The sequence below is a fragment of the Nonomuraea sp. LP-02 genome (assembly GCF_036289125.1).
Lineage (GTDB): Bacteria > Actinomycetota > Actinomycetes > Streptosporangiales > Streptosporangiaceae > Nonomuraea > Nonomuraea bangladeshensis.
Window position 1 is genome coordinate 6,899,721 of sequence record NZ_JAXCLK010000001.1, and the last position, 24,908, is coordinate 6,924,628.

A 24,908-nucleotide genomic window follows, 5' to 3' on the forward strand; every position below is an offset into this window, starting at 1 on the left:
ACCCCGGCGACAGCCGGTTGGTTCGCTCTCGTTTCCGTGACTTCCGGCACATCGCGCGGCACGGCACGGTTCCTTCTGGTTCCCGTCAGGCGTCGGCAAAACGTCGTCGCGGCTCGGGGGCGGACGTACGGCCCTCTGGCACCCTCTACCAGGGCATATCTACCTGCCCCGTTGGAGGTCTCATGCATCGTGTCGGAGATGGCGGGCATTTCGATCGGTTGCTCCGCGCGGCCCGTACCTACTGGGGAGACAACCCCGGTGGCGAGCGATGCGTCGTGGCGGAGGTGTTCGACCAGGACATCAGGGCCGTGGTGCGGACACTCATGGTCGCCAAGGCCGTGTGCGGCGCCGCCGCGGCGCGGCTGGTCGTCCACGGCGACCCGGAGTCCCGGCAGCTCGCCGAGGTGTTCGGCGCGACGGCCGACCTCCAGCCCGAGACGCCGCCGGTCGCGCTGGTGACCGGGCGGGTGGATCGCGACCTGCCCAGGGACATCCCCGTCGTGCACGTGCACGGCACCGGCACGCTCCAGGCGTACGCGCTGTTCCCCGACGACGGGCCGAGATCGTTCGAGGACGAGCTGCCCGGCCGCGTGGCGGCCTTCTTCGAACAGTACGTCTGGCCGAACCGCGAGGTGATCAGGCACAGCGCCGAGCGGGTGGCCTGGCAGGCCAAGACCGGCTACCAGGTCCGTACGGACACCGAGCGCCGCCAGCTCCGCGCCTACGGCTGCGCCCGCCTGGGCCTCGACCCCGGCCTGCCCACGATCACGGTCGCCGCGCACGCGCCCGGCAGGGACACCGAGCTGTTCGAGACCACCGCGCGGTTCGCCGCCTCCGAGGAGTCCGCCAACTGGCTGTTCGTCGACCCGATCGCGCCCGATCACCGCCGCGTGCGCTCCGGCCTGGGCGAGCTGTCGACGAACATCCTGTGGAGCCTCACCGACGTCGCCGTCAGCTTCGAGGACAGCGACCTGCCCGCCTTCGGCATCCCCGTCATCCAGTCAGGCTTCTCGGAGGGCGCTCACTGCGGCGCCACCCACCTGGCTCGTACGGCGTCGGACCAGGTGCGGCTGCTGGAGGAGGCGGTCGCGACGCACGCCAAGGGCGAGACCATCCTCGGCCCCGAGCAGCGCGAGCGCGCCCGGCTGTGGTTGTGGATGCGCCGCTGCGGCGCGGACGTGCCCACCCAGCTCCTGCCGCACTGGGCGCACGGCGCGGACTACCCGCGCGTGCTGGCGGTCAACCTCCGCTACGTCGAGCGCGACGGCGACCCCCTCTTCGGCGCGGTGCACCGCATGTGGGAGCGGCGTGAACCCCTGCTCACCCGCTTCGACTTCCGTCATCCGGCAGGGCTGTCCGCCACTCTCACCCCCGCGAGGAGCATCCGATGAACAGCGTTGGGTCCGGCACCGACCTCGACCAGGTGATCCTGCCCGCGATCCCGCCCGCGCACCTGCGCAGCGGCCAGATCGCCGCCCTCCAGGTGACCGACCGGCTGCATCGTGGCTCGCAGATCATCGGCCGGTTCGAGACCTCGGGACTGGCCGGCTTCAAGATCGCCGCACAGGGCCGCGCGCTGCGGGTGCGCATGTCCCTGTCGGTGGACGAGCACTCGGTGAGCGGCTGGCACACCGGCGTCACCGAGGCGGCGGCCGCGCTGCCCCGGCTGGTCCAGATCCGCTCGCAGGGCCGGCTGCGCCAGTGCGTGCTGCTGCGCGGCCGCCGCTCGCACGCCCAGGTCGCCTTCGACCTGTCCGCCGACGAGATCCCCGATGACGGGCTGATCTGCGTCGAGGCGCTCGACATCATGGAAGGCGACGGCGTCAGCCCCGAGGTGCGCGAGCTCGTCGGCGACCGGATCATCCCCGACGGCGTGGCCGGGCTGCGCCTCGACAAGATCGTGTTCGAGGAGCCGCCGGCCGCCGACTTCGACACCGACCAGCTCGACGGCTGCCGCTGCGAGGTGTACTCGCTGATCAGCGCCGGCGGGCTGGTCAACCTCAGCCGGCAGGGCACCCGGCAGCTCCGCTCGAACCTGTTCCTGGTCAACCCGGCGTTGCCGCACACGTTCGGCTCCAGCGGCTACCTCACCTTCCGGCTCGGCACCAAGGCGGAGCCCGCCGCCGTCATCCCCGCCACCTGGCGGCGGATCAACAGCGAGCTGCGCTGGCTGCGGCACGCCACCAGGAAGCTCGTCCGGGCCGCCGCCCCGCACGTGGAGCAGGTGCTCAGCATCAGGGACGGCGACCTCGGCGTGCCCGAGCAGCGCGCCCAGGGCAACCTGACCGAGCTGGAGGTGCCGTGCCCGGCCGGCTCGCCGCTGCTGGTGGTCCTCACGCCCGTCCCCGGCGTGGTCCCCACGCTGGAGTACGGCACCGTCAGCGGGACGCGGCCGTCCGAGCTGGGTTGAACAGGCAAAACAGCGATCACCTGTGAAAACGTCGCTCCGGGGGCAGGAGGAACAGGTGACCAGCAACGGCCTGCGCATCGACACGACGCGCCATCCGCACTGCACGGTCCTGCGCGCCGGCGGCCGGCTCGACCACGCCGGGCGGGTCAGGTTCAGCGCCCGCGTCAACGACGTATGGGACTGGTCCGACGGCCCGGTCCTCGTCTTCGACCTCGCCGAGCTCGACTTCTACGACTCCTCGGTGATCGGCGTGCTGGCGATGGCGATGCAGCGCATGGAGGAGGAGCACGGCGACGGCCGGATCATCCTGGTCCGGCCGTCCGGCCACCTGCTGGACGTGCTGCGGCAGACGGACCTGCTCGCGCACGTCGATCTCCGCGACAGCGTCGCGGAGATCCTCGCGGAGCTTTCTAGAGCCCGTACGCCTCCAGCAGGCGCAACCACACCTCGCTGACCGTCGGGAACGACGGCACGGCGTGCCAGAGCCGGTCGATCGGCACCTCGGCGGTGACCGCGATCGTGGCCGCGTGCAGCAGCTCGCCGACCCCCGGCCCGACGAACGTCACCCCGAGCAGCACCCTCCTGTCCTCGTCCACGACGGCCCTGGCCCTGCCGCGGTAGCCTTCGCCCAGCAGGTAGGCCCCGGTCACGGAGCCGAGGTCGTAGTCGACGGCGCGCGCGTGGAAGCCCGCCTTCTTCGCCGCCTCCTCCGTACGGCCGACCGCGCAGACCTGCGGGTCGGTGAAGACCACCTGCGGGGCGCCGTAGTGGTCGGCGAGGTCGCGCATCTCGCACAGCTCGTCGCCGCGGGCCCGCGCCGCGATCACGTCGCCGCACACCCGGGCCTGGTACTTGCCCATGTGGGTGAGCAGCGCCCGGCCGTTGACGTCGCCCACGGCGTAGAGCCAGCCCTCGGCCACGCCGGTGGCGCGCATGCTGTCGTCCACCTCGACGTACGCGCCGTCGGCCAGGCCCACCGAGGCGAGCCCGAGGTCGCCGGTGGCGGGCTCGCGGCCGGTGGCGACCAGCAGCTCGTCGGCCTCCAGCGGCGGCCCGTCGGACAGGTGCACGGTGACCTTCCCGCCGGGCTCGGGCCGTTCCACCCGGACCACGTCCGTGTGGGTGCGCACGTCGATGCCGGCCGCGGCGAACGACTCGGCCACCATCTCGCCCGCGAACGGCTCCATCCGGCCGAGCAGCCCGCCGCCCCGGACGAGCACCGTCGTCTGGCGGGCGCCGAGCCCGTGCATCGCCTGCGCCATCTCGCAGGCCACGACGCCGCCGCCGATCACGACCAGCCGCTCGGGGACGGCGGTGGCCGCCGTCACCTCGTGGCTGGTCCACGGCCGGGCCTCGGCCAGGCCGGGCACCGGCGGCACCGCCGCCGTGCTGCCGGTGGCGAGCACCACGGCCTGGCGGGCGGTCAGCACCCGCTCGCCGCCGTCGGACAGCGTGACCCGGACCCGCTTCGGCCCGTCGAGCCGTCCCCGGCCGCGCACGAACTCGGCCGGCACGCCCTCGATCCACCGCACCTGCCCGCCGTCGTCGTAGCGCGAGACGGCCTCGTCGCGCCGGGCCAGCACGGCGGCCACGTCGATCTCGCCGAGCGACATGCCGGGCACCCGGCTCACCTCGCCGGCCAGGTCCACCGGCCGCAGCAGCGCCTTGCTCGGCACGCAGGCCCAGTAGGCGCACTCGCCGCCGGCCAGCCGCTCCTCGACGATCGCGGCGGTCAGGCCGCCGCGCACCGCCCGGTCCGCGACGTTCTCACCGGCAGGACCTGCGCCAATCACGATGACGTCGTACTCGTCGGGCACCCCAGCCTCCCCATGCGTTTCGTCCCTGCATCGCACTCTTTCATGCGAAGGGCGCAGAGGTGGACGTGGCACGCACGCGGGCGGGCGTCAGCCGGCGCCCAGCACGTTCATCACCAGGATGAGCCCGCGCGTGTCGTCGTCCTCGGCCCGCAGGCGGGACACCTGCACCGAGAGCGCCGCCGGCCGGCCCCTGCGGTTGACCGCGTCGAGCACCAGGCCCTCCTCGCGCGGGCCCGCGCGGAGCGCCGCCCGCAGCCGGGGGGCGAGCACGTCGAGCGGCAGGCCGATGTCGAGCGCCGAGAGGGTCGCGCCCACGGCCTCGCCGGTCCGCACCCCCCACAGCTCCTCCGCCCCGGGGCTCCAGACGATCACCCTGAGCTGGTCGTCCAGCACCACCACCGCGTCGCCGAGGCTGCGCACCACCGACGAGACGAACCGGTTGACCTCGTCCAGCTCGATGGTGCGGGCGGCGAGGGCGTCGTTGATCTGCTGCAGCTCGTCGTTGGTGGACTGGAGCTCCTCGTTCATCGTCTCCAGCTCCTCGTTCGTGGACTGGAGCTCCTCGTTGGTGGTCTCCAGCTCCTCGTTGGTGGACTGGAGCTCCTCGTTGGTGGTCTCCAGCTCCTCGTTGAGCGACTGGAGCTCCTCGTAGGCCTGTTCGAGCTGGCGGTTGGCCTCCTCCAGCTCGTCGCGCAGCCTGCGGTAACGGGTGACGTCGTTGAAGTGGATGCTGATGCCCGCCAGGTTCCCCGAGGCGAGGAGCGGCACCACGGAGATGTCGAAGACGCTGTCCTCCGGCTGGCCGGGCCGCCGCCAGCTCACCTCCCGCAGCTCGACCGTACGCAGCTCGTGGCGGGCCTGCTCGATGACCGAGCGCAGTTCGACCGGCCGGTAGGACACCTCCAGGTCCTGGAACGGCCGGCCGACGTCGCGCGGGCCGAGGTTGAACAGCGCCTCGGCCCTGGAGTTGGCCAGCGCCAGGTCGCCCGGCAGGTCGAGCACGAGCTGCGCCACCGGCCCCGAGGCGAGGGCGACCGACGCCAGGGCGGGCAGCCGCGCGGCGAGGTCGGAGGCGCTGCCGACCGCCGACCAGGTCGCCCGGGTGCTGTGGCCGGTCGGCCTGAGCTTCCTGAACAGCCGCATCCGCAGGTCCACGGGCTCGAACGTGTCGCTGTGGTTGAGCAGCATCTCGGCCTTGCCCAGGAACAGGAAGCCGGTGTCGGCCAGCGCGAAGTGGAAGCGCCGGACGACGTTGACCTGCATCTCCGTGTTGAAGTACATCAGCGTGTTGCGGACGAGCAGCAGGTCGACGCGCGAGATGGGCGCGTCGCGGGTCAGGTCGTTGCGGCCGAAGATGAGCTGGCGACGCAGGTCGCGGCGGAAGGTGAACCCGCTCTCGACCGGCTCGAAGTAGGTCTCGCGCAGGTCGAGCGGCACCTCGCCGAGCGCCCGCTCGGAGTAGACCCCGGTGCGGGCCAGGTGCAGCGCCTTCTCGTCGAGGTCGGTGCCGTAGATCTTGACGCGCTCGCGGAAGGCGTCGACGCCGAGCTCCTCGGCCAGCACCATGGCGATGGTGTACGCCTCCTCGCCGGTGGCGCAGCCGGCGCTCCACACGCGGATGGGCTGATCGTGCTCCATCAGGGCGGGGAGCACGCTCTCGCGCAGCCGTTGCCAGGCGGCGGCGTCCCTGAAGAAGCTCGTGACGTTGATCAGGAGGCTGTCGAACAGCCGGGTGTACTCCTCGGAGTGCAGCTCCAGGTAGTCCCGGTATTCGCCGTAGGCGGCCAGCTTCAGCGCCTCCAGCCGGCGGGCGATGCGACGGACGAGGGTGCCCCGCTTGTAGCCGGTGAAGTCGAAGCCGCGGGTCTCCTTCAGCAGGAGGAGGAGATCGTCGAGCTCGCGCTCATCCTCAGGAGTCACCGCGCCAGCCTACGCCGGGCGGCTCCGCTCAGTCGGTCATCGCGGATTCGTCGCCCCGGCCGATACCGGATCGCAGTGTGGGCTCCTCAGCCGTGCCGGTTATGCGCTCCAGTGTCCGTACTCGCTCCTCCAGTCGCCGGACGGCCACCCACAGGGCGCGTTCCATCGCGTCCGGCTGCGCGTTCGCCCGGCCGTCCCGCAGGAGCTGATCGATCTCCCTGGCCAACTCGTCGTCGCGCACCTGGTCCCCCCTTCGACGGGCGTCCTGCTCCGCCGGCGCCGGCGGCGACGAGGTCACCTCCTGTCGTCCACATGCCTCCTCTCCTGTCCGGAAACGTCGCCGTCATGCGCGTGGGGCACAGGGGGCGCGGCCCGGCCGTCGATCGCGGACTGGATGTTGACGCGGCTCGTGCGCAGCACCTCCAGGCTGGCGACGCAGCGCTCGCGGGCCGACAGCAGCAGGGTGCGGGACTGCGCGGTCCGCAGGAGCTGCCGGGTCAGCGTCGAGCGCTGGCGGAGGGTCTGCTCGCGCAGGCCGCGCGAGCGGCTCATCACCAGGGACAGCGTGGGCGGCGCCTCTTTCGGCGGGCGCGGGCGGTCGCGCGGGTCCTCGCCCAGCGGGCTGGTGCGGACGTTCCGGAGAAGCGGCATGTGGCGGGGGATCGGCGTGGGCGGCCCCGACACCTCGTAGACGTCCACGTCGGTCTGCGCCAGGGCCTCCGGCATGCTCGGATAGACCGGGATCGGCTCCGTCTGCTCGTTCATGAGCGAGATGAGCCGGAGCAGCGAGGGCCTGGCCTCCGCCACGAGGAGGCCGCCGCCTTTCCTCCGCATGGCGCGGTGCGTGAGCGCGAGCTGCTGCAGCCCGTCGAGGTCGCAGAACCAGAGATCGGCGGCGGCGATCACGACGTGTTCGACCCTGGACTGCGGCAGCGGGTCCAGGAACGCGGCCAGGACGGGCCTGGTCGTCGCATCCAGCTCTCCCGTGAGGGCGACCACCAGGGTCGTCTCTCCGACGGGCACGAGCCGCACAGACAGTTGCATCACCGGACGGCCCTCCTCCCCCCGCCTCGCGAACGCGGCGGCACACATCGCGGTCCTCCGTCATAGTGCTCCCTCCCGACGCCGAGGGCCAGACGATTCGCAGTCATAGCGATACGAAGAGTGGATTAGGCAGTTTGATCCAGCTGTCCCCTGGTGGCGTGCCGTCGAACTGCGCCAGCAGATGGGCCTTCACCATGAGGTACGGGGCGAACAGCGCCTCCCGGTCGGCCCGTACGTCCGGATCGCACGGCAGCCCGTCGAACGCCTCACACGCGGCGTCGCGCACGATCCGCCACAGCCCCGCCTCCACGTCGCGGTCGCCGCCGGAGAAGCCGGCCACCAGGCCGCCGAACGTCGTGCCGACCAGCGAGCCGTACAGCTTGGCGTGCAGGACGGCGGGATCGTCGTGCAGCAGCCGCGCGGCGACCGGCCGCACCTCGACGCCGTGCCTGGCCAGCCTGGCCGGGCTGAGCCGGACGTCGGCGAGGTCGCGGTAGGCCAGCCGGGCGGGCCGGCCCCGCCCGTCCAGCACGACCAGGAGGTTCTGGCCGTGGGCCTCCAGCGCCGCGCCCGCGGCCAGCAGCCGCAGGGCGGCGGGCAGCGCGAGCCGGGCGAAGGCGGCCAGCCAGGCGGCCGGGTCGTCCATAGCGCCGGGGATCACCGCGCCGGAGGTCACGGCGGCGACCGGCAGCACGTCGGCGCTCCCGGCGAAGGCCCGGGTGGGCTCGCGCAGCATGACCGCCAGGTCGGCGCTGAACTCGCCCTTTACGGTCGCTGCCGCCCCGGCCAGGTAGCCGATCATGCGCGGGCCTCCGGCGCGGCGGGACAGCTCCGTGAGGAGGTCGGACAGCGGGACGCAGTCGCGGATCGAGCCGGGGGAGATGTCGCGGACGGACGAGGTCATCCGGGTGCTGAACGCCGTCTTGAGATGCGGGCCGCCGTCCAGCGGGGCGAGCGTGCGCACGGACATCAGCGGCCGGGCCGGGATCGCCCCCTTACGGTACGGCCGCACGCCGAGGTCGGGCAGCACGTGCTCGCTCTGCCAGGGATGCACGGGCAGCAGCAGCCCGTCGCCGTCGGTCAGCGCGTCCGGCCAGGGGCCGGAGACCAGGCAGTCGGCGGCGGGGACGGCGACCAGGTCGAGGGCGACGACGGGCCGGTGCTCGGGCATGTAGGCGAGCTGCTCGGCGACCGACACGCCGGGGCGGTTGCGGCAGCACGGGTGGTAGGGGTGACCGTCCACGACGTCCTGCTCGTGGTCCTCCGGGACGCGGGGGCGGTCCGGGCGGGCGTTCGCGCGGGACAGGGCCAGGGAGGCGACGCTGTTGGCCAGGTCGGCGGTGAGCCGTGCGCTGCCGGGGAGTTCGAGCGCGGCGAGGAGCGCGGCCGGCTCCCGGTACGGCGTCCCGTCCAGCCACAGGACGGGCACCTCGCCGAGGTCATGGGGCCGCCGCTCCGGCCCGCGCAGCCGCCGCCCGTCGGCCAGCACCACCTCGGCCTCTGCTGGGGCTTGGCCGTGTTGGGGGGTGTGGTCGTGCTGGGCGGTGTGGCCCGGGGAGGTGGCGATGCCGGGGAGCGGTTCGTGCAGCAGGCTGCGCCACAGGCGGCCCAGGACGGCGGCGCGGGCGCCGGGCAGCGCCCCGGCGTAGGCGGCCGACAGGGCTGGGCGCACAGTGGCGAGCTCCGCCGCGAATTCGCTCTCTCCTCGCCCCATAATCCCCCCGATTTCCACGTACATCCTGTTTGGCTAGCCTGTGTGCGCTGATGGGTACAAACGGTAGGAGAAGGTCGCATGGCATCCACAGACGGCCTCCTCCCGCCCGCCGGGCCGGAGCGAGCAGCCTGGACGCACGCCACCGCACTCGCGGTGACGGCACTGCTCAACTGCCTGGTCCGGGAGGTCGCCCACCCGGGTCCCGACGCCGGCACGTACGTGCTGCCCGCGACCGGCCACGTCCTGCGCGTGAGCGGCGGACGTTTCCCCGCCGATCCCGAGCTGCGCGCCGCGGACGGGTGGCGTCCGCTGCCGCTGGACGACCTCGTCGAGCTCGCCGCCAGCGAGCTGCGCGCCCGTACGGGAACCGTCAACGACGTCCTGCCCGCCGAGATCCGCCACAGTCGTGACGTCGCCGCCGCGCTGCTGGCCGCGCGGCGGGCCACGGAGCCGCCCGCCGACCTGTACCTGCGTTCGGAGCAGGCGCTCCTGGCCGGCCACCGCTACCACCCGGCGCCCAAGGCCCGGGGCGGCGCGGGCCCGGAGGAGTGGCTGCGGTACTCGCCCGAGGTCCGCGCGAGCTTCGCGCTGCCGCTGCTCGGCGTGCCCGCCGAGCTCCTCGTCGAGGACGGCGACCCGGCCGCGCTGGACGCGCTCGCCCCGGCCGCCGGTGCGGACGGCCTGGTGCCGCTGCCCGCCCACCCCTGGCAGGTGGAGCTGCTGGGCGGGCTGCGCGGCGGGCGGCTGCGCCACCTCGGCGTCACGTCGGAAGCGGCGGTGGCCACCTCCTCGGTCCGCACGGTGTACCTGCCGGAGACGGACCTGTTCTGCAAGTTCAGCCTCGACGTGCGGATCACCAACGACGTACGCCGCCTCTGGTCCCGCGACCTGCGGCGGCTGCGGGAGGTCGCCGAGCTGGTGAACGGGGCCTTCGACGGGCTGGCCGGGCACGTGCCGAGGCCCGCCGTGCTGCGCGATCGCGGCTACCGGAGCGCGGACCTCGGCGGCGACGGCGGCGAGGCGCTGGCGGTGATCGTACGGGACGGGCTGGGCGCGCACCTGCGGCCCGGCCTGACCGCCGTGCAGGCGGCCGGGATCAGCGAGGGCTTCCCCGGCAGCCCGCTGGACGGCCTCGACGAGGACACGGCCCTGCTGTGGTGGGAGCGCTATCTGGAGCACCTGGTGCCGCCGGTCCTGCACGCCTACCTGCGGCACGGCGTCGTGTTCGAGTGCCACCTGCAGAACGTGCTGGTCGGCGTGGACGCGCGGGGCCTGCCCGCGCAGGCGATCTTCCGCGACCACGAGGGCGTGCGGGTCCTCGCCGAGCGGCGGCCGGACCTGCCGGGCGCGGCCTCGGTGAGCCGGGCCTACGGCTGGGAACGGCTGGTCTACTGCCTGCTGACCAACAACCTGCTGGAGATCGCCGGCGCGGTGACCGAGCGCCATCCCGCGCTGCGTGACGAGCTGTGGGCGCGGGCGCGGTCGGTGTTCAAGGACGCCGGGCGGGAGCACGGCGATCCCGGGGAACTGCGGGCGCTGCTGTCGGCCTCCTACGTCCCGGCGAAGGCGAACCTGCTGCTGCGCTGGACGGACGCCGAGGGCGAGGCCATGCGCTGCGTCCCGATCCCTAATCCGTTGAGACTCTTTACGCCCTAAGCTATTGTTCGGCAGGCAATGGTTTACGGCGTAATGAGATGAGGGTGAGTGGCATGGCCGAGGCGATCCTGCACGACGGCAGCACCATCGAGGTGGAGGTGCACGGCTCAGGGCCGGTCGTGCTGCTTCCCGTGGACCCGCGCCCGATCGAGGGCGAGCAGGCCGAGGAGATGCGCAAATGGGGCGCGGACCCGGCGCTCGGCCGCTCGCTCATCGACGGGCTGAGCGACGCCTTCCGCGTCGCGGCCTTCGACTACACCGGCCACCTCATGGCCGTACCCAAGCCGGACACCCTCACCCCGGACAACGTGTCCGCCGACCTGCTCGCCGTGGCCGACGCGGTGGGGGCCGGGCGGTTCGCGTACTACGGCTACTCGTGGCTCGCGCTCTCCGGGCTGCAGCTCGCCCTCCGCACCGACCGGCTGGCCGCGCTGGCGATGGGCGGCTATCCGCCCTACGAGGGCCCGTACGCCGAGATGCTGAAGGTCACCACGGCCACGTACGAGAAGGCGCTCAACCCGCCTCCGCCCGCCACCGGGCCGGTGGAGCCGGGCGACTGGGGGTCGGTCCAGAACGTGCCGAGCGAGGCGCAGGCCAGGCAGTTCGTCACGCTGTACGAGGCGCTCCAGGACTTCGACGACAAGGCCGTCCGGCTGACCTGCCCGCGCCTGTGCTTCGCCGGCTCGGCCGACGCGATCGACTACGCCGAGGAGTGGGGCGGGACCCGGGTGGACCTCGCCGGGCCGCTGACCCGGCACCGGGGCGAGCTGGAGGCGCGCGGCTGGGAGGTCGCCGTGCTGGACGGGCTCGACCACATGGGGGCGATGCGGGCCGAGAACGCCCTGCCCGTCCTGCGGCCATGGCTGGAGCGGGTCCTGCGGTAGCCGCGCCGTCAGGCGTTCTCCGGCAGTGACCGCATGCGGCCGATGATCGCGGTGGTGGAGCGGTCGGGCAGGTAGTCGAGCACCCGCACCTCGCCGCCCAGGGCGCGGACGAGCGGCGTCTCCGGCAGCATCTCCGGCGTGTAGTCGCCGCCCTTCACGTACAGCTCCGGGCGGATCATCCTGATCAGCCGCTCAGGCGTGTCCTCGTCGAACTCGACCACGTAGTCCACGCCGTGCAGCGCGGCCAGCACCGACATGCGGTCCTCGCACGAGTTGACCGGCCGGCCCGCGCCCTTCAGCCGGGCCACGCCGGCGTCGCTGTTGACCGCCACCACCAGCACGTCGCCGAGCTGCGCCGCCTGCTCCAGGTAGGTGACGTGGCCGCGGTGCAGCACGTCGAAGCAGCCGTTCGTGAACACCACCTTCTCGCCCCCGCGCCGGTGCTCGTCGAGCAGCTCGGCCAGGCGTTCCGGGGTCTGCACCGCGCCCTCGCGGCGGCGCAGCGCCCGCAGCAGGTCGTGGCGGGTGCACACGGCGGTGCCCGGACGGCGTACGACGACGGCGGCCGCCGCCTGGCCCGCCTGCGCGGCCTCCTCCGGGGTGGCCCCGCCGGCCAGCCAGAGCGCGAAGGCCGCCGTGTACGTGTCGCCCGCGCCGGTCGCCATGTGCTGCGGCGCGGGGTGCGCGTACGTCCGGTACGGCGGCATGCCCGCCCGGTGCAGCAGCGTGCCCTCGCCGTCGAGCGTGGTCACCACCATGTCCGCGCCGGTCAGCTCCAGCACCCGGTCGCTGCGGGCCATCAGGAAGCCGAGCCGGTCCGGCTCGCCGTCCTCCTCGGCGAGCAGCCGGACGACCTCGGCGTAGTTGGGCAGCACGGCGTTCGGCCGGCACTCCCGCCAGGGGGCGACCGCGTGCGCGTCCACGACGAGCAGGGGCAGCCCGGCGAGCGCCCCGCGTACCGCCGGGGTGAACACGCCGCCCCCGTAGTCGCAGGCCACGACCACGTCGGCGGCCGGCGCGACGGCCGCGACGCGACGCAGCAGCTCGCGTTCCGCCTCCTCGGGGAGCGGGTCCTGGTCCTCGTCGTCGAAGCGGGCGATGAGCTGGCCCTCGGTGACCAGCCGCCGCTTGTGCGAGGTACGCCGCCCCGGCACGGTCAGCAGGTCCGTCTCGACGCCGAGCAGGCGCAGCGCCTGCCGCAGCTCCTCGCCGGGCTCGTCGTGGCCGGCCACGCCGATCAGGCGTACGCGTGCGCCGAGCGCGACCAGGTTGGCGGCGGTGTTGGCGGCGCCGCCCGGGGCGTTCTCGGTGCTCTCCAAGCTCATCACGGGCACCGGAGCTTCCTGCGCGAGCCGCTTGGCCGAGCCGTGCAGCCAGGAGTCGAGCATGACGTCACCGACGACCACTGCGTTGATGATCTTTCCGTTGGTGGTGCCCATGACAGGCGAGTACCAGCAGAAGGGCTCCCCAAACCCCGGGTGCCGGGTGTTGCCGCAGGTTATCGAGGGGTTTCGCCGGGGTAGCCGGGCTCCTGTGCACGGCTCAGAACTCGACGTGGGCTCACAACTCGATGTGCTCGTCCCGACGAAGGACCGTCCGGGCGCGCTGGCGGTCACGCTCGCCGGGCTCGCCGCCCAGACCGCGGGCGGCTTCCGCGTCGTCGTCTCCGACCAGTCGGCGCGGCCCGCGGCCGAGGATCCGCTGGTGGCGGCGGCCGTACGCATCCTGGAGCATCGGGGCTCGCCGGTCGAGCCGCTGCGGAACGTGCCCCCGAAGGGCCTGGCCGAGCAGCGGCAGTTCCTGCTGGACCAGGCCCGGCGCAGGTTCGCGCTCTACCTGGACGACGACGTGTGGCTGGAGCCGGACGCCCTCGCCACGCTGACCGGCGCGCTGGCCGAGCTGCGGTGCGGGTTCGTCGGGTACGCGCTGCACGGGCTGTCGTACCGGGAGGACGTGCGGCCGCACGAGCTGACGCCGTACGAGGAGTGGATCGGACCCGTGCGGCCCGAGCGGGTGCGGAGGGACCAGCCCGCCTGGCGGCGGCACACCCTGCACAACGCGGCCAACCCGCTGCACCTGGCCGCCAAGGTGGGCGCGGACCGGGGGTGGCGGGCGTACAAGGTGGCCTGGATCGGCGGCTGCGTGCTCTACGACCGGGAGCGGCTGGTGGAGTGCGGCGGGTTCGGCTTCTGGCGTTCGGTGCCGCCCGCCCACGCCGGCGAGGACGTCGTCGCCCAGCTCCGCGTCATGGAACGCCACGGCGGCGCCGGGCTGCTGCCCAGCCGCGCCTACCACCTGGAGCTGCCGACCACCGTCGTGGACCGGCGGGCCGAGTGCTACGACCACGTGCTGGAGGCGTGATGGGCGCGCCTGCCCCCGGTGGGCTGGTCCCCGGCGTCGAGCGGATCGCCGTGCTGCGGGCCAACGCGATCGGCGACTTCCTGCTGTCCGTGCCCGCGCTGGACGCGCTCGAAGCGGCCTATCCGGACGCGAAGCTGACGCTGCTCGGCCTGCCGTGGCACGCCGCTTTCCTGGAGGGGCGGCCGGGGCCGGTGGACGAGGTGATCGCGCTACCGCCGATCACCGGCGTGTCCACCGGCGAGGGCGGGCATCCGGTCCCCGGCGGGCTGTGTGAGGGGCTGCGTGAACGGGCCTTCGACCTGGCCGTACAGATCCACGGCGGCGGCCGGTACTCCAACCCGTTCGTCCGGCGGCTCGGCGCGCGGGTGACGGCGGGGCTGCGTACGCCGGACGCCGACGAGCTGGACCGCTGGGTGCCGTACGTCGACCACCACCACGAGAGCCTGCGCTTCCTGGAGGTGGCCGCGCTGGTCGGCGGCCGGGCGGGCGGGCTGGAGCCGCGGGTGGCGGTCACCGGCAGCGACCGGGAGGAGCTGGCCGCCGCGTTCGGCGAGCCGCCGCCCGGCCTGGTCGCGGTGCACCCGGGCGCGAGCGACCCGCGCCGGCGCTGGCCCGTGGAGCGCTTCGCCGCGGTCGCCGACCGGCTGGGCCGGCCGGTCGTGGTCACCGGGTCGGCCGCCGAGCGGGACCTGGTGGAGGGGGTCGTGGCCGCGATGCGCCGGCCCGCCGTCGCCGCCGCGGGCACGCTCGGCCTCGGCGCGCTGGCCGCGCTGTACGAGCGCTGCGACCTCGTGATCGGCAACGACACCGGCCCCCGGCACCTGGCCGCGGCGGTCGGCACGCCCACCGTCGCCGTCTACTGGTGCGTCAACCTCGTCACCTACGGCCCGCTCTCCCGCACCCGGCACCGGCCGCTGATCTCGTGGACCACCGGCTGCCCGGTGTGCGGCGTGGACGGCGTGGACCCGCGGGGCGAGCGCTGCCCGCACGACGTGTCGTGGGTGCGCGACGTGCCGGTGGACGACGTACTGGAGCAGGCCGGGGACCTGCTGGCGGAAACCGGCGGGCCGGACGCATAGCGGAGGGGTCCACGCGGCGTCTGAGAGGGTGACGTCGAACCTTTCGGAGGTGATCGTGGACGCCGCGGACGAGCAGCGTTTCCGCGAGTTCGTCGCCGCGCGTTCCCCCGCGCTCATGCGGCTGGGGTTCCTGCTCGCCGGCGGCGATCAGCACGCGGCGGAGGACCTGGTGCAGAGCGCGCTGGCCAAGCTGGCCGCGAAGTGGCGGCGGGTGGCCGCCCCTGAGGCGTACGTACGGCAGACCATGTACCGCCAGCAGGTGAGCTGGTGGCGGACGAGCGCGCGGCGCGGCGAGGTGATCCGGGCAGAGCTGCCGGAGACCGCGGGCCGGGACCTCAACCACCAGAGCGAGCTGCGCATGATGCTGCGCGCGGCGCTCGCCCGGCTCACCGCCCGCCAGCGCGCGGTGGTGGTGCTGCGTTACTTCGAGGACCTGCCCGAGCAGGAGGTCGCGCGGACGCTGGGCTGCTCGGTCGGCACGGTCAGGAGCACCGCGCACCGGTCCTTGGCGCGGCTGCGCGAGATCGCCCCGGAGCTGGCACGAGAGCTGGAGGTGGCCCGGTGACCCGGTTGCTGCGCGACACGATGCAGGAGTGGGCCGGGGAGGCCCGCGTTCCGCACGACCTGGCTGATCGGGCGCTACGGAGGCGCGTCCGTCGGCCGGCAGGGGTGGCCGTCCTGGCGGCGGGGCTGGTGGCGGCGTTGATCGCGGGCGTCACGTTCGTGGCGGGGACGGTGGGGGACCGTCCCGGCCCGGCGGTCAGCGTGCGCCCGGCCGACGGGATCACGCTCCCGGCCCGGCCCTCGCCCGCCCCGGCCGACGTGCGCGCCGACGTCGAGCACAGCCCGCCCACCCGGCTGGTCGCCGCGGGACGCCTGGCGATGTCGGCGTACTACACGCAGAAGGAGGTCCCGGTCGAGGGGAGGCTGCGGCACGTCGTGCGCACCTGGTCCCTGTACGACCCCCGCAGCGGCGGCTACGAGCGGACCTCCTGGGGGTGGCTGGACGTGGCCCCCGGGCTCCAGGTCGCGGCCGTGCTGGAGCGCGAGCTGCCCGCCCGGCGGCTGGGCATACTCGACCTGAACACCCGGCAGATACTCAAGTGGTTCGAGCTGGAGCACCCGGTGGCCTCGGTCACCTGGTCGCCCGACGGCACGAAGGTGCTCGCCACCGCGTACTCCAGCCATCCCGACGCGCTGGAGCGCGGCCCCGAGCCCGGGAGCATGACCCTGCGCGACAGCCCGCGCACCGGCTACTTCGTTCTCGACGTCGCGACCGGTGAGGCCGCCTACCACGCGCTCCCCGCCCGGACGAGCGACGACGTCCCTTCCAACATGAACGGCCGCCAGGACCTCGGCTGGAGCCTGGACGGCACGGCGCTCTGGGCGCCCACGGACACCGTGCCCGATCGCGTCTGGTACACCCTCGACGGCGAGCCGCGGGACGCCCCGGAGGGCCAGCGCTACGTCGGCTACTCGGCGGAGTCGGCGCTCTCGCCCGACGGCCGCCGCGTGCTCGGGCCCGACGGCCTGCCCACCGAGATCACCGACAGCGCGACGGGTGAGATCGTCGGCCGCCAGAACGTCCTGCAGCTGCACGCCTGGGCGGACGACGACAACGTGCTCGCCCTGGGCTGCGCGGGCTCCTGCGGGGACGAGTTCGACAACGGCCTGGTGCTGGTGAGCGTGGACGGATCGCGGATGACCCAGCTCGCCGCGTACCGAAACTCCAACAAGGGGGGCGCCTGGCGCTGGGTCCTGACGCCGCGCTGATTTTTGACCGATCGTTCTCGATAGTGTTAGCGTGACTCGCGTGGCACGGAGCAAGGAGTTCGATCCAGAGGTCGCGCTGGACAAGGCGCTGGAGCTGTTCTGGGAGCGCGGTTACGAGGGCACCTCGATGGCCGACCTCGTGGAACGGCTCGGCGTCGCGCGGGCCAGTCTCTACGGCACCTTCGGCGGCAAGCGCGAGCTCTATCTGAAGGCGCTGGAGCTCTATCTCGCGCGGAGGGACGTGGTGGGGCCGCTGTCGCAGCCGGGGCCCGTGCTGCCCGCGCTGCGCGCCTTCCTCGACGGCTACGTGGCCGAGTGCCTGGCCGACGAGCTGCGGCGGGGGTGCATGGTGGTCAACACGGCGGTCGAGTTCGGCTCGCGGGACCCGGTCGTGTCGCGGCGGGTGGTGGAGAGCTGGGCGGGGCTGGAGACGGCCATCGCGGCGGCGCTGGTGCGGGCGCGGGCCCAGGGGGAGATCCCCGAGCACAAGGACCCGTACGCGCTGGCCAGGTTCCTGCTCGTGCTGCTCCAGGGTGTACGGGTGCTCGGCCGCGCCGATCCCGACCCCCGCCGCCTTCGTGCCGCCGTCGAAGAGGCCATGACGGCCGTCCAAATTTGAGAACGATTGGTCAAGAATCATGAGTGAGCGTTTCGCGGGGAAGGTCGCGCTCGTCACCGGCGCGACGGGTGTCGTGGGCGGGGCGGTGGCGCGGGCGTACGCGCGGGAGGGGGCCGCCGTACTGGTCGCCGGCCGCGACGCCGGACGGCTGTCCGCCCTGGTCAAGGAGATCGAGACGGGCGGCGGCCGGGCGAGCGCGTTCGCCGCCGACGTCTCCCGCTCGGCCGACGCCGCCGCCATGGTCGCCGCCGCCGTCACCCGCCACGGCGGGCTCGACGTGGCCTGCAACGCGGCCGGCATCTTCGGCGCGCTCGCGCCCGTGGCCGACTACGACGAGGACGTCTTCGACGAGGTGCTGGCGGTCAACCTCAAGGGCGTGTTCCTGTCGATGAAGCACGAGGTGGCCCACATGCGCTCCCACGGCGGCGGGACGATCGTCAACGTCGCCTCCAACCTGGGCGCGCACTGGCGGCTGCCGGGGGCGGGCGCGTACGCCGCGTCGAAGGCCGCCGTGAGCCACCTGACCCGCACCGCCGCCCGCGACCACATCGCCGACGGCGTCCGGATCAACGCGATCAGCCCCGGGCCGATCGACTCGCCGATGTCGACCCGTCCGGGCGAGACCACCGAGCAGCGGGACGAGCGCATGCGCGACGCCCTCCCCATCGGCCGGGTCGCGGCACCCGAGGAGATCGCGGCGGCGGTGCTCTGGCTGACCTCGCCGGAGTCGAGCTACGTCGTCGGCCAGGACCACGTCGTGGACGGCGGCGCCACCGCCTGACGGGCGCGTCGGCGCGTCTCCTCCTCCAAATGCCGGTGCAGCTCGGCCAAAGTCGCGCCGCACCGCACATTGGAAAGCCCGCTGGTGGACGGCACCAGGACAAGGCGGATGGCGATGTAGCCGCCTCCCGCGCCGTCGATGATCTCCCAGCCGGGAAAGGTCCGGGGCTTCGTCATCCTGCCGCTACGTCGGCCCAGACCACGCGACGTCCGCCCGCGAGGAGGCGCGTCCCCCGCCGGAGGCTGAGGCAGGCCACGATGCCGAGGCCGCGACCCGACTCCGCCAAGGGTCCGGCCTGGCGGGGGACGAAGCACGGCACAGGGGACGGGGTGCCCGGGTCGATCACCTCCAGGCGGACGAAGCCGTCGCCGAAACCGAGACGGAGGCCGACCCAGTCGCGGCCCCGGCCGTTCGGGACGTGCTGGAGGACGTTGGCCACCAGCTCGGCGACGATCTGGAGCGCGTCGGACCGGACCGCCGGATCATTGTCGGCGATCCATAGTCCGGTGGCCTGACGCGCCTGCCATGACGTTCTGGCGTCGCGGCGCAGCGTCGTGCTGCGCCATAGGACGACCTCTGAGTTGCCCATAGTGTGGCTCCGACTTTGCGAGTGCGAGAACACTCCTCAGAGTGACGGCGCCCTGCTATTTTGTGATCGATCAGTCACCGTCCGTTGCCGGACAGACCTCCTGAGGCTTGTCCGGGTCCCCCTGAAAGGGCGTGGCATGCCGGCACAGGGCTATGGCGAGATCCTGCGGAAAGCGCGCGAAGCGGCAGGGCTGTCGCAGGCGGCGCTGGGGGAGCTGCTTTCATGCAGCGAGAGCCTGGTCGGCCTGATCGAACGCGGCAAGCGGCGGCCGAGCAAGGGGTTCACCCTGGCGGCTGAGGCGGCGCTGGGGTTGAACGGCGAGCTGTACGGGCTTCTGCCGAACACGACGGTCATGTCCACGCCGAGGTGGTTCAGCGAATGGCCGAAGGCAGAGGAGAAGGCTCACACCATCCGCACCTGGCAACCGCTGGTGATCCCCGGGCTCCTTCAGACGGCTCGCTACGCCCGAGCGCTCCTGACGACGGAGCCGGGAGTTACCGAGCAGTGGGTGGACGATGCCGTGGAGACGCGGCTCCGGCGGCAGTCCGTGTTTCAGCGCGTGGATCCGCCCTTGTACTGGGCGCTAATCGATGAGTGCGCGCTCCTTCGCCCGGTGGGTGGAAAGGAAGTGATGCGGGAGCAATTGGAGCATCTGTTGAAGATGTTCGCGCGGCCTTTCGTCTCGATTCAGATCGTGCCGCTGGAGATGGGCGCCACAGCGGGGCTGCTCGGAGGCTTCGCCATTGCCCAGGGCAAGGACATGCCTGATCACATCTCACTTGAAGACGCCGCCTCGGGCTCCGTGAGCGCTCATGAGGACATGGTGCGGCGGGTCAGCATCAGGTATGAGGCGATTCACAAATGGGCACTTCCCATATCGATGAGCCAGCGACTGATACATGAGGCGGTGGCGAAGTATGAAGATCAGTGATGATCTACGTGCCGAGCTGGAAGCAGCTCGGTGGGTCAAGTCCACGCTCTCCGGATCCAGCGGCGGTGACTGTCTCTACGCAGCCAGACTGAGCGGCGACCGTTATGCGATTCGTGACTCCGAGCAGCCTGAGGTCGCGCCGCTGATTCTTCGCGGTGGAGTGTTTCGGGCGTTCGTGGGTGGCGCGAAGCTCGGAGAGTTCGACTTCTGACAGCGGCCTGCTGTCTCCCTCGTCGGTTATGGAGAAGAGGACGGCAAGGTATGCGCGTTGGTGACGAGCTGGAAAGCGTGCGGTGGACAAAGTCTTCGCTCTCCGGTCCGGATGGCGGTGACTGTCTCTACGTCGCCAAGCTGAGTGGTGGCCGTTACGCGATTCGTGATTCCGATCAGCCTGGCGTCGCGCCCTTGGTCCTACGGGGTGAGGTGTTCCGGGCGTTCGTCGGGGGCGCGAAGCTTGGGGAGTTCGACTTCTGACGGAAGGCCCGCGCCCACCGCTGCGGTGGTGGGCACGGGCCGTGGTGTGGAGGGGTCAGACGCGGCTGATGCGGACGGCGTCGGCGATGACGTAGCCGGTGCCGGCGGTCCACCGGCTGATTCCGACCACGTTGTACGTCCCCGCGTTCAGCGAGAACGTGCCGATGCTCTTCCAGGAGCCGCCGCCGCTGCGTTGGTCGACGTAGACGGTCTGGTTGCCGCCTGACGCCGCCACGATGTACGGCGCCGAGCTGTTGTAGCCCGCGTCGGCCGGATACCAGACCTCGACGCGGTAGGTGCCCGCGCTGGGGATGGCGGCCGAGTACCACGCCGGGTCGCTGGCGGAGACCGGGTCGGCGAAGCGGTAGTCGGAGCCGTAGCGCTGGCTGGAGTACGTGGAGGTGCCCCAGTTGGCGCTGGCGGTGAACTGGCCGGAGGTGGCGTTGTCGATCGTGGTGGTCCACGAGGGGGTGCCGCCACCGGTCACGTAGTTCATGTACGTGGTCCAGTTCCAGTTGGAGCCCGGGTCGGTGTGGGTGGCGCCGGGCACCTGGTTGTGGCCGATGATGTGGCTGCGGTCCTTGGGGATGCCGTACTTGTCGCAGATGTTCTTGGTGAGGGCCGCGGACGCCCGGTACATCGCGTCGGTGAACCACGAGGCGTCGTTGACGTAGCCCTCGTGCTCGATGCCGATCGACCGGGTGTTGTAGGTCCAGTTGCCGGCGTGCCAGGCGATGTCCTTCTCGCGCACCATCTGGGTGATGGCGCCGTTGGAGGACTTGACCACGTAGTGGGCCGAGACCTGGGCGGAGGAGTTCTGGAACCAGGAGATGGTGCCGGCGTACGAGCCCTGCGTGACGTGGATGATCACGCGGTCGATGGCGTAGCTCGACGGGCGGCTGGAGGCGGTGTAGTTGCTGGAGCTGGCGGCGACCCAGGCGGCGGGGCCGTAGTCGGTGCTCAGGACGCCGGCGTCGGCCTTGGCGTTGAGGTCGCGGGCCTTGGCGTACTCGCCGCGGTCGGCGGTGACCTCCTGGGGCTTGACCTGGACGCCGCGGATGTTGATGCCGAGGCCGAGGCTCTCGTAGACGGCGTCGGCGTAGAGGCGGGCGAGCTCGGGCGAGGTGGCGTTGCCGTACTTGGCGACGGCCTGGTACCAGCGTCCGGCGTCCTTCCTGGCCGTTTCGTCGAGGCCGAGGGCGTCGGCGTGGGAGCGGAGGACGGCGGCGCCGCCGAGCACGTTGGCGGCGTCGTCGGCGCGCAGTTCGTCGGCGGAGCGGCCGGTGAGCTCGGCGGCCTTCTCCAGGGAGTGGTTGGTGGGGTTGCTGACCAGGTGCATGACGCCGTAGCCGCCGCTGGCGCTGGGCTTGCCGTCGTGGCCGTCGAGGTGGGTCTCGGCGTAGCCGAGGGCGACCAGCAGGTCGCGGGGCACGTCGTACGCGGCGGCCGCCTTGGCGAAGGCGGCGGTGAGGGTGCCGTCCGCGGCCGTGGGCGCGGCCAGGGCGGGGCGGCCCGTGGCGACGAGGACGAGGACGGCGAGGAAGGAGGTGGCGAGGGCTGTTAATCGCGTGCGGGCGAGTTCCATGGGGGGCTCCTCGTTCACAAGGGTGACGGCTCGCACGCTACGGCAACTACGTGACTAATGTCGATAATTGACATTACTCGCCAGTTCGGTGAAACTTTTCACCTTCGTTGACTGGATGTCCGAAGTTGGGCCCCCGCAAAAGCGTGAAGACTATTGCGCTTTCCGGTTGTTGCGCTGAAACTTCCCTTCGTGACCGCGCTCCTGCGTACCCTCCTGGCGGCGCTCACCGCCGCACTCGTCACCCTCGTCGTGCCCGTCCCCGCCGCCGTCGCGGCCGCCTGCCAGATCGATCCGGCCACCCCGAAGCGCCAGCTCAGGGCCATGTGGATCTCGTCCGTCGCGAACATCGACTGGCCCAGCCGCACCGGACTCACCGCCTCCGCCCAGCAGGCCGAGTTCCGCGCCTGGCTGGACCTGGCCGTGGCCAAGCGCATGAACGCCGTCGTCGTGCAGATCAGGCCGACCGCCGACGCGTTCTGGCCCTCGTCGTACGAGCCGTGGTCGCAATGGCTGACCGGCACCCAGGGCGGCAACCCCGGCTACGACCCGCTGGCGTTCATGGTCAGCGAGGCCCACGCCCGGAACCTGGAGTTCCACGCCTGGTTCAACCCGTACCGGATCGCCAACCACGACGACCCCACCAAGCTGGTCTCCACGCACCCCGCGCGGAAGAACCCCTCCTGGCGGTTCGCCTACGGCGGCAAGCTCTACTACAACCCGGGCATCCCGGCGGTCCGCGCCTTCATCGAGGACGCCATCATGGACGCGGTCTCGAAGTACGACGTGGACGGCGTGCACCTCGACGACTACTTCTACCCCTATCCGGTGAGCGGCGAGTCGATCCCCGACTCGGCCACCTACGCCCAGTACGGCGGCTCGTTCGGCAACGTCGCCGACTGGCGGCGGGAGAACGTCAACCTCCTGATCCGCGAGCTCGACCAGCGCATCCACGCCGCCAAGCCGCACGTCTCCTTCGGCATCAGCCCGTTCGGGATCTGGCGCAACTCCGGCACCGACCCGCTCGGCTCGCGCACCTCGGGCCTCCAGTCCTACGACGCGATCTACGCCGACAGCCGCACCTGGGTCAAGCAGGGCTGGGTGGACTACATCTCCCCGCAGATCTACTGGCACCTCGGCTTCTCCACGGCCGCCTACGAGGTGCTTACCGCCTGGTGGTCCGACGTCGTCAAGGGCACCGGCGTGCAGCTCGTCGTCGGCCAGGCCGCCTACCGCGCCGGCGCCTCCGGCCAGGACGCCGCCTGGCAGGACCCGGCGGAGCTGAGCGACCATCTCCACGACAACAGGCAGCACCCCGAGATCGTCGGCGACATCTACTTCAGCGCCAAGGACGTCAAGGCCGACCGGATCGGCGCGATCACCCGCCTGGTCAACGCCCACTACACCAGGCCCGCGCTGCTGCCCGCCCGGGGCACCGCCGCCGCTCCGGCCGCGCCGGTCATCACCGCGGCCACCCAGGGCAGCGGCGGCGTCCAGCTCACCTGGACCGGCTCCGGCACCGCGTACGCGGTCTACCGCGTCGCCGGCACCCCGTCCGCCGCCGACCCGTGCTTCTTCGCCGACGCCCGCAACCTCGTCGGCACGACCAGGGCCAAGACGTTCACCGACACCACGGCGAGCGGCACGAACACCTACTACGTGACCGCGCTCACCCGTACGCACCAGGAGAGCGCGCCCAGCGCGGGCCGGACCGCCGGCTCCTCGGGTGGCACGTTCAGCGTGATCCTGGACAACGCCGCCGCCGGCTTCACCGCGAGCGCCAATTGGGGCACCTCCGCCTACTCCACCCAGCTCTACGGCGCCGACTACCGCTTCGCCGACCCCGTCGCGGCCAGCGACCCCGCCTGGTACGCCGCGACCATCCCCAGCGCGGGCAGCTACCGCGTGGAGGTGTGGTATCCGGCGAACGCCGGCTACAACAGCGCCACGCCGTTCATCGTGGCCGCCTCCGGAGGCAACCAGACGGTCAGCGTCGACCAGCGGTCGGGCGGCGGGGCCTGGCGGGTGCTGGGGACGTACACGTTGAACGCGGGCACGTACAACGTGGTCGGCGTGAGCCGCTGGACCTCGGCCACCGGGTACGTGATCGCCGACGCCGTCCGCATCACCAAGGTGTGAGTGACGCTGGGCAGGTGCCGTCCGTGCTCGTACGATGAGCCGGTGGACGGTGCCCGCCCGCGGCTCGCCGATGCGGTCGCGGTCCTCGTCGCGGCGGGCTTGACGCTGGCGGCCTACCCGAGAGGGCCGTTCCTGCCGCTCCTCCTCGCCGCCACGGTGCCGCTGCTGTGGATGCGGCGCGCCCCGCTGACCGTCGCCTGGATCAGCGCGGCCACCGCGGCCGCGCTGCCGGTGCTCTGCGCGCTGGCCCCGGCCGCGGTGCCGCCGCTGGCCCACCTGCCGGTGTGGCCGCCGGCGGGCCCGTTCGCGGTGTACGCGGCCATGGCCTTCGCCGCCGAGCGGCACCGCGCGACCCGGCGGTGGCTGCCCGTGCTCGCCCTCGCCCTCGCCGTGCTGCTGCCCGCCGAGTGGCCGGGCGCGGCCTTCCTCGTCCTGCGCACCGAGGTCGTGCTGGCCCTCGCGGTCCTGTACGGCCTGTACGCCGAGGCCGGCGCCCGGCTGCGGCGCGCGCTGGAGGAACGGGCCGAGCGCGTCGAGCGCGAGCGGCTGGCCGGCGAGATGCACGACGTGGTCACCCACCGGGTCAGCCGCATGGTCCTGCGGGCCGGCGCCCTGGCCGATCAGGCGGCCGACGAGCGCGCCAGGGCCGCCGCCGAGGAGCTGCGGGCGACCGGCCGCGCGGCGCTGGACGAGCTGCGACATATGAGCCTGCTGCTGCGGCGCGGCACCGGGGAGGGCTTCGACCTGGGGTTGCCGCTGCCCGATCTGCGGTCGCTGGTGTCGGAGTCGGCCTTTCGCGGCGTTCCCGTGGAGCTGGTGGTGAGCGGCGTGCCGGTGCCCGTGCCGGGGGAGGTGGGGCGGACGGCGTACCGGGTGGTGCAGGAGGCGCTGGCCAACGTGCGCGAGCACGCGCCGGGCACGGACGCCCGTGTGGAGGTGCGCTACCTGCCGGGCGTGGTGCGGGTCAGCGTGCGTAACACCCGGCCGGAGGAGGCGTTCGCGCCGCCCGGACTCGGCGGCGAGGGGCTGAGCGAGGTGAGCCAGTGGGTGGAGCTGGCGGGCGGCACGCTCAAGGCGGGGCCGGTGGAGGACGGCGGCTTCCTGGTCACCGCCACCCTCCCGACGAACTGACCAC

Annotated in this window: 24 protein-coding genes; 16 read left to right on the top strand and 8 right to left on the bottom strand. The window is 72.6% G+C overall.

The window, feature by feature from the left end:
* Positions 1–182: 182 nt before the first annotated feature.
* From SMD20_RS32485 to SMD20_RS32495, 3 genes are read left to right on the top strand one after another with little or no spacing between them, the layout of a single operon-like run.
* Positions 183–1,391: a hypothetical protein gene (locus SMD20_RS32485; protein WP_329588634.1), complete on the top strand. Its 1,209-nt coding sequence runs from the start codon at positions 183–185 to the stop codon at positions 1,389–1,391.
* Complete coding sequence (locus tag SMD20_RS32490) at positions 1,388–2,410, top strand: hypothetical protein (protein WP_329588635.1); 1,023 nt, start codon at positions 1,388–1,390, stop codon at positions 2,408–2,410. Before SMD20_RS32485 ends, SMD20_RS32490 begins: the two co-directional genes overlap by 4 nt.
* A gap of 55 nt (positions 2,411–2,465) precedes the next feature.
* Positions 2,466–2,864, top strand: coding sequence for an STAS domain-containing protein (locus SMD20_RS32495; protein WP_329588637.1), 399 nt, complete (start codon positions 2,466–2,468; stop codon positions 2,862–2,864).
* Here SMD20_RS32495 and SMD20_RS32500 read toward each other — a convergent pair.
* The 5 genes from SMD20_RS32500 to SMD20_RS32520 form a co-directional block, all read right to left on the bottom strand.
* Entirely contained in the window at positions 2,821–4,227 is a 1,407-nt protein-coding gene (locus SMD20_RS32500; protein ID WP_329588639.1) for a dihydrolipoyl dehydrogenase family protein, read from the bottom strand. The genes SMD20_RS32495 and SMD20_RS32500 overlap by 44 nt on opposite strands.
* Before the next feature lie 87 nt (positions 4,228–4,314).
* The gene (locus tag SMD20_RS32505; RefSeq protein ID WP_329588641.1) at positions 4,315–6,147 is read right to left on the bottom strand and encodes a CheR family methyltransferase; all 1,833 of its coding nucleotides are present in this window, start codon (positions 6,145–6,147) and stop codon (positions 4,315–4,317) included.
* Between the two features lie 28 nt (positions 6,148–6,175).
* Positions 6,176–6,388 carry a hypothetical protein gene (locus SMD20_RS32510; RefSeq protein ID WP_329588643.1) on the bottom strand — a complete coding sequence of 71 codons (213 nt, stop codon included), beginning with the start codon at positions 6,386–6,388 and terminating at the stop codon, positions 6,176–6,178.
* A gap of 53 nt (positions 6,389–6,441) precedes the next feature.
* Positions 6,442–7,191, bottom strand: coding sequence for an STAS domain-containing protein (locus SMD20_RS32515; protein WP_329592745.1), 750 nt, complete (start codon positions 7,189–7,191; stop codon positions 6,442–6,444).
* Between the two features lie 103 nt (positions 7,192–7,294).
* A complete protein-coding gene (locus SMD20_RS32520) occupies positions 7,295–8,863 on the bottom strand; it encodes an IucA/IucC family protein (protein WP_329588644.1) in 1,569 nt (522 codons plus the stop codon).
* A gap of 120 nt (positions 8,864–8,983) precedes the next feature.
* On the opposite strand from SMD20_RS32520, the gene SMD20_RS32525 reads away from it, so the two are divergent.
* Both SMD20_RS32525 and SMD20_RS32530 read left to right on the top strand, forming a co-directional pair.
* The gene (locus SMD20_RS32525) at positions 8,984–10,561 is read left to right on the top strand and encodes an IucA/IucC family protein (protein ID WP_329588646.1); all 1,578 of its coding nucleotides are present in this window, start codon (positions 8,984–8,986) and stop codon (positions 10,559–10,561) included.
* Positions 10,562–10,614: 53 nt separating this feature from the next.
* Entirely contained in the window at positions 10,615–11,445 is an 831-nt protein-coding gene (locus tag SMD20_RS32530) for an alpha/beta fold hydrolase (RefSeq protein ID WP_329588648.1), read from the top strand.
* Between the two features lie 8 nt (positions 11,446–11,453).
* Here SMD20_RS32530 and rfaE2 read toward each other — a convergent pair whose 3' ends face one another.
* Positions 11,454–12,884, bottom strand: coding sequence for a D-glycero-beta-D-manno-heptose 1-phosphate adenylyltransferase (gene rfaE2, locus SMD20_RS32535; protein ID WP_329588650.1), 1,431 nt, complete (start codon positions 12,882–12,884; stop codon positions 11,454–11,456).
* 94 nt (positions 12,885–12,978) lie between these two features.
* Here rfaE2 and SMD20_RS32540 point away from each other — a divergent pair, with 94 nt between their 5' ends.
* From SMD20_RS32540 to SMD20_RS32565, 6 genes are read left to right on the top strand one after another with little or no spacing between them, the layout of a single operon-like run.
* Complete coding sequence (locus SMD20_RS32540; protein ID WP_329588651.1) at positions 12,979–13,806, top strand: glycosyltransferase family 2 protein; 828 nt, start codon at positions 12,979–12,981, stop codon at positions 13,804–13,806.
* Positions 13,806–14,885, top strand: coding sequence for a glycosyltransferase family 9 protein (locus tag SMD20_RS32545; protein ID WP_329588653.1), 1,080 nt, complete (start codon positions 13,806–13,808; stop codon positions 14,883–14,885). The genes SMD20_RS32540 and SMD20_RS32545 overlap by 1 nt, the downstream gene beginning before the upstream one ends.
* Positions 14,886–14,934: 49 nt before the next feature.
* Entirely contained in the window at positions 14,935–15,450 is a 516-nt protein-coding gene (locus tag SMD20_RS32550; RefSeq protein WP_329588655.1) for a SigE family RNA polymerase sigma factor, read from the top strand.
* Entirely contained in the window at positions 15,447–16,658 is a 1,212-nt protein-coding gene (locus tag SMD20_RS32555) for a hypothetical protein (protein ID WP_329588657.1), read from the top strand. The genes SMD20_RS32550 and SMD20_RS32555 overlap by 4 nt, the downstream gene beginning before the upstream one ends.
* Before the next feature lie 40 nt (positions 16,659–16,698).
* Complete coding sequence (locus tag SMD20_RS32560; RefSeq protein ID WP_329588658.1) at positions 16,699–17,277, top strand: TetR/AcrR family transcriptional regulator; 579 nt, start codon at positions 16,699–16,701, stop codon at positions 17,275–17,277.
* Between the two features lie 19 nt (positions 17,278–17,296).
* Positions 17,297–18,058: an SDR family NAD(P)-dependent oxidoreductase gene (locus SMD20_RS32565; RefSeq protein WP_329588659.1), complete on the top strand. Its 762-nt coding sequence runs from the start codon at positions 17,297–17,299 to the stop codon at positions 18,056–18,058.
* Between the two features lie 172 nt (positions 18,059–18,230).
* On the opposite strand, the gene SMD20_RS32570 is transcribed toward SMD20_RS32565, so the two are convergent.
* Complete coding sequence (locus tag SMD20_RS32570; protein ID WP_329588662.1) at positions 18,231–18,647, bottom strand: ATP-binding protein; 417 nt, start codon at positions 18,645–18,647, stop codon at positions 18,231–18,233.
* Positions 18,648–18,783: 136 nt separating this feature from the next.
* On the opposite strand from SMD20_RS32570, the gene SMD20_RS32575 reads away from it, so the two are divergent.
* From SMD20_RS32575 to SMD20_RS32585, 3 genes are read left to right on the top strand one after another with little or no spacing between them, the layout of a single operon-like run.
* Entirely contained in the window at positions 18,784–19,578 is a 795-nt protein-coding gene (locus SMD20_RS32575) for a helix-turn-helix domain-containing protein (RefSeq protein ID WP_329588664.1), read from the top strand.
* Positions 19,565–19,789 carry a DUF397 domain-containing protein gene (locus tag SMD20_RS32580; RefSeq protein WP_329588666.1) on the top strand — a complete coding sequence of 75 codons (225 nt, stop codon included), beginning with the start codon at positions 19,565–19,567 and terminating at the stop codon, positions 19,787–19,789. The genes SMD20_RS32575 and SMD20_RS32580 overlap by 14 nt, the downstream gene beginning before the upstream one ends.
* 50 nt (positions 19,790–19,839) lie before the next feature.
* A complete protein-coding gene (locus SMD20_RS32585; protein ID WP_329588668.1) occupies positions 19,840–20,052 on the top strand; it encodes a DUF397 domain-containing protein in 213 nt (70 codons plus the stop codon).
* A 55-nt stretch (positions 20,053–20,107) separates the two neighbouring features.
* Here SMD20_RS32585 and SMD20_RS32590 read toward each other — a convergent pair whose 3' ends face one another.
* The gene (locus SMD20_RS32590; protein ID WP_329588670.1) at positions 20,108–21,637 is read right to left on the bottom strand and encodes a golvesin C-terminal-like domain-containing protein; all 1,530 of its coding nucleotides are present in this window, start codon (positions 21,635–21,637) and stop codon (positions 20,108–20,110) included.
* Between the two features lie 189 nt (positions 21,638–21,826).
* On the opposite strand from SMD20_RS32590, the gene SMD20_RS32595 reads away from it, so the two are divergent.
* Both SMD20_RS32595 and SMD20_RS32600 read left to right on the top strand, forming a co-directional pair.
* Positions 21,827–23,773: a family 10 glycosylhydrolase gene (locus tag SMD20_RS32595; RefSeq protein WP_329588672.1), complete on the top strand. Its 1,947-nt coding sequence runs from the start codon at positions 21,827–21,829 to the stop codon at positions 23,771–23,773.
* A gap of 42 nt (positions 23,774–23,815) precedes the next feature.
* The gene (locus SMD20_RS32600; protein ID WP_329588673.1) at positions 23,816–24,904 is read left to right on the top strand and encodes a sensor histidine kinase; all 1,089 of its coding nucleotides are present in this window, start codon (positions 23,816–23,818) and stop codon (positions 24,902–24,904) included.
* Positions 24,905–24,908 lie beyond the last annotated feature (4 nt).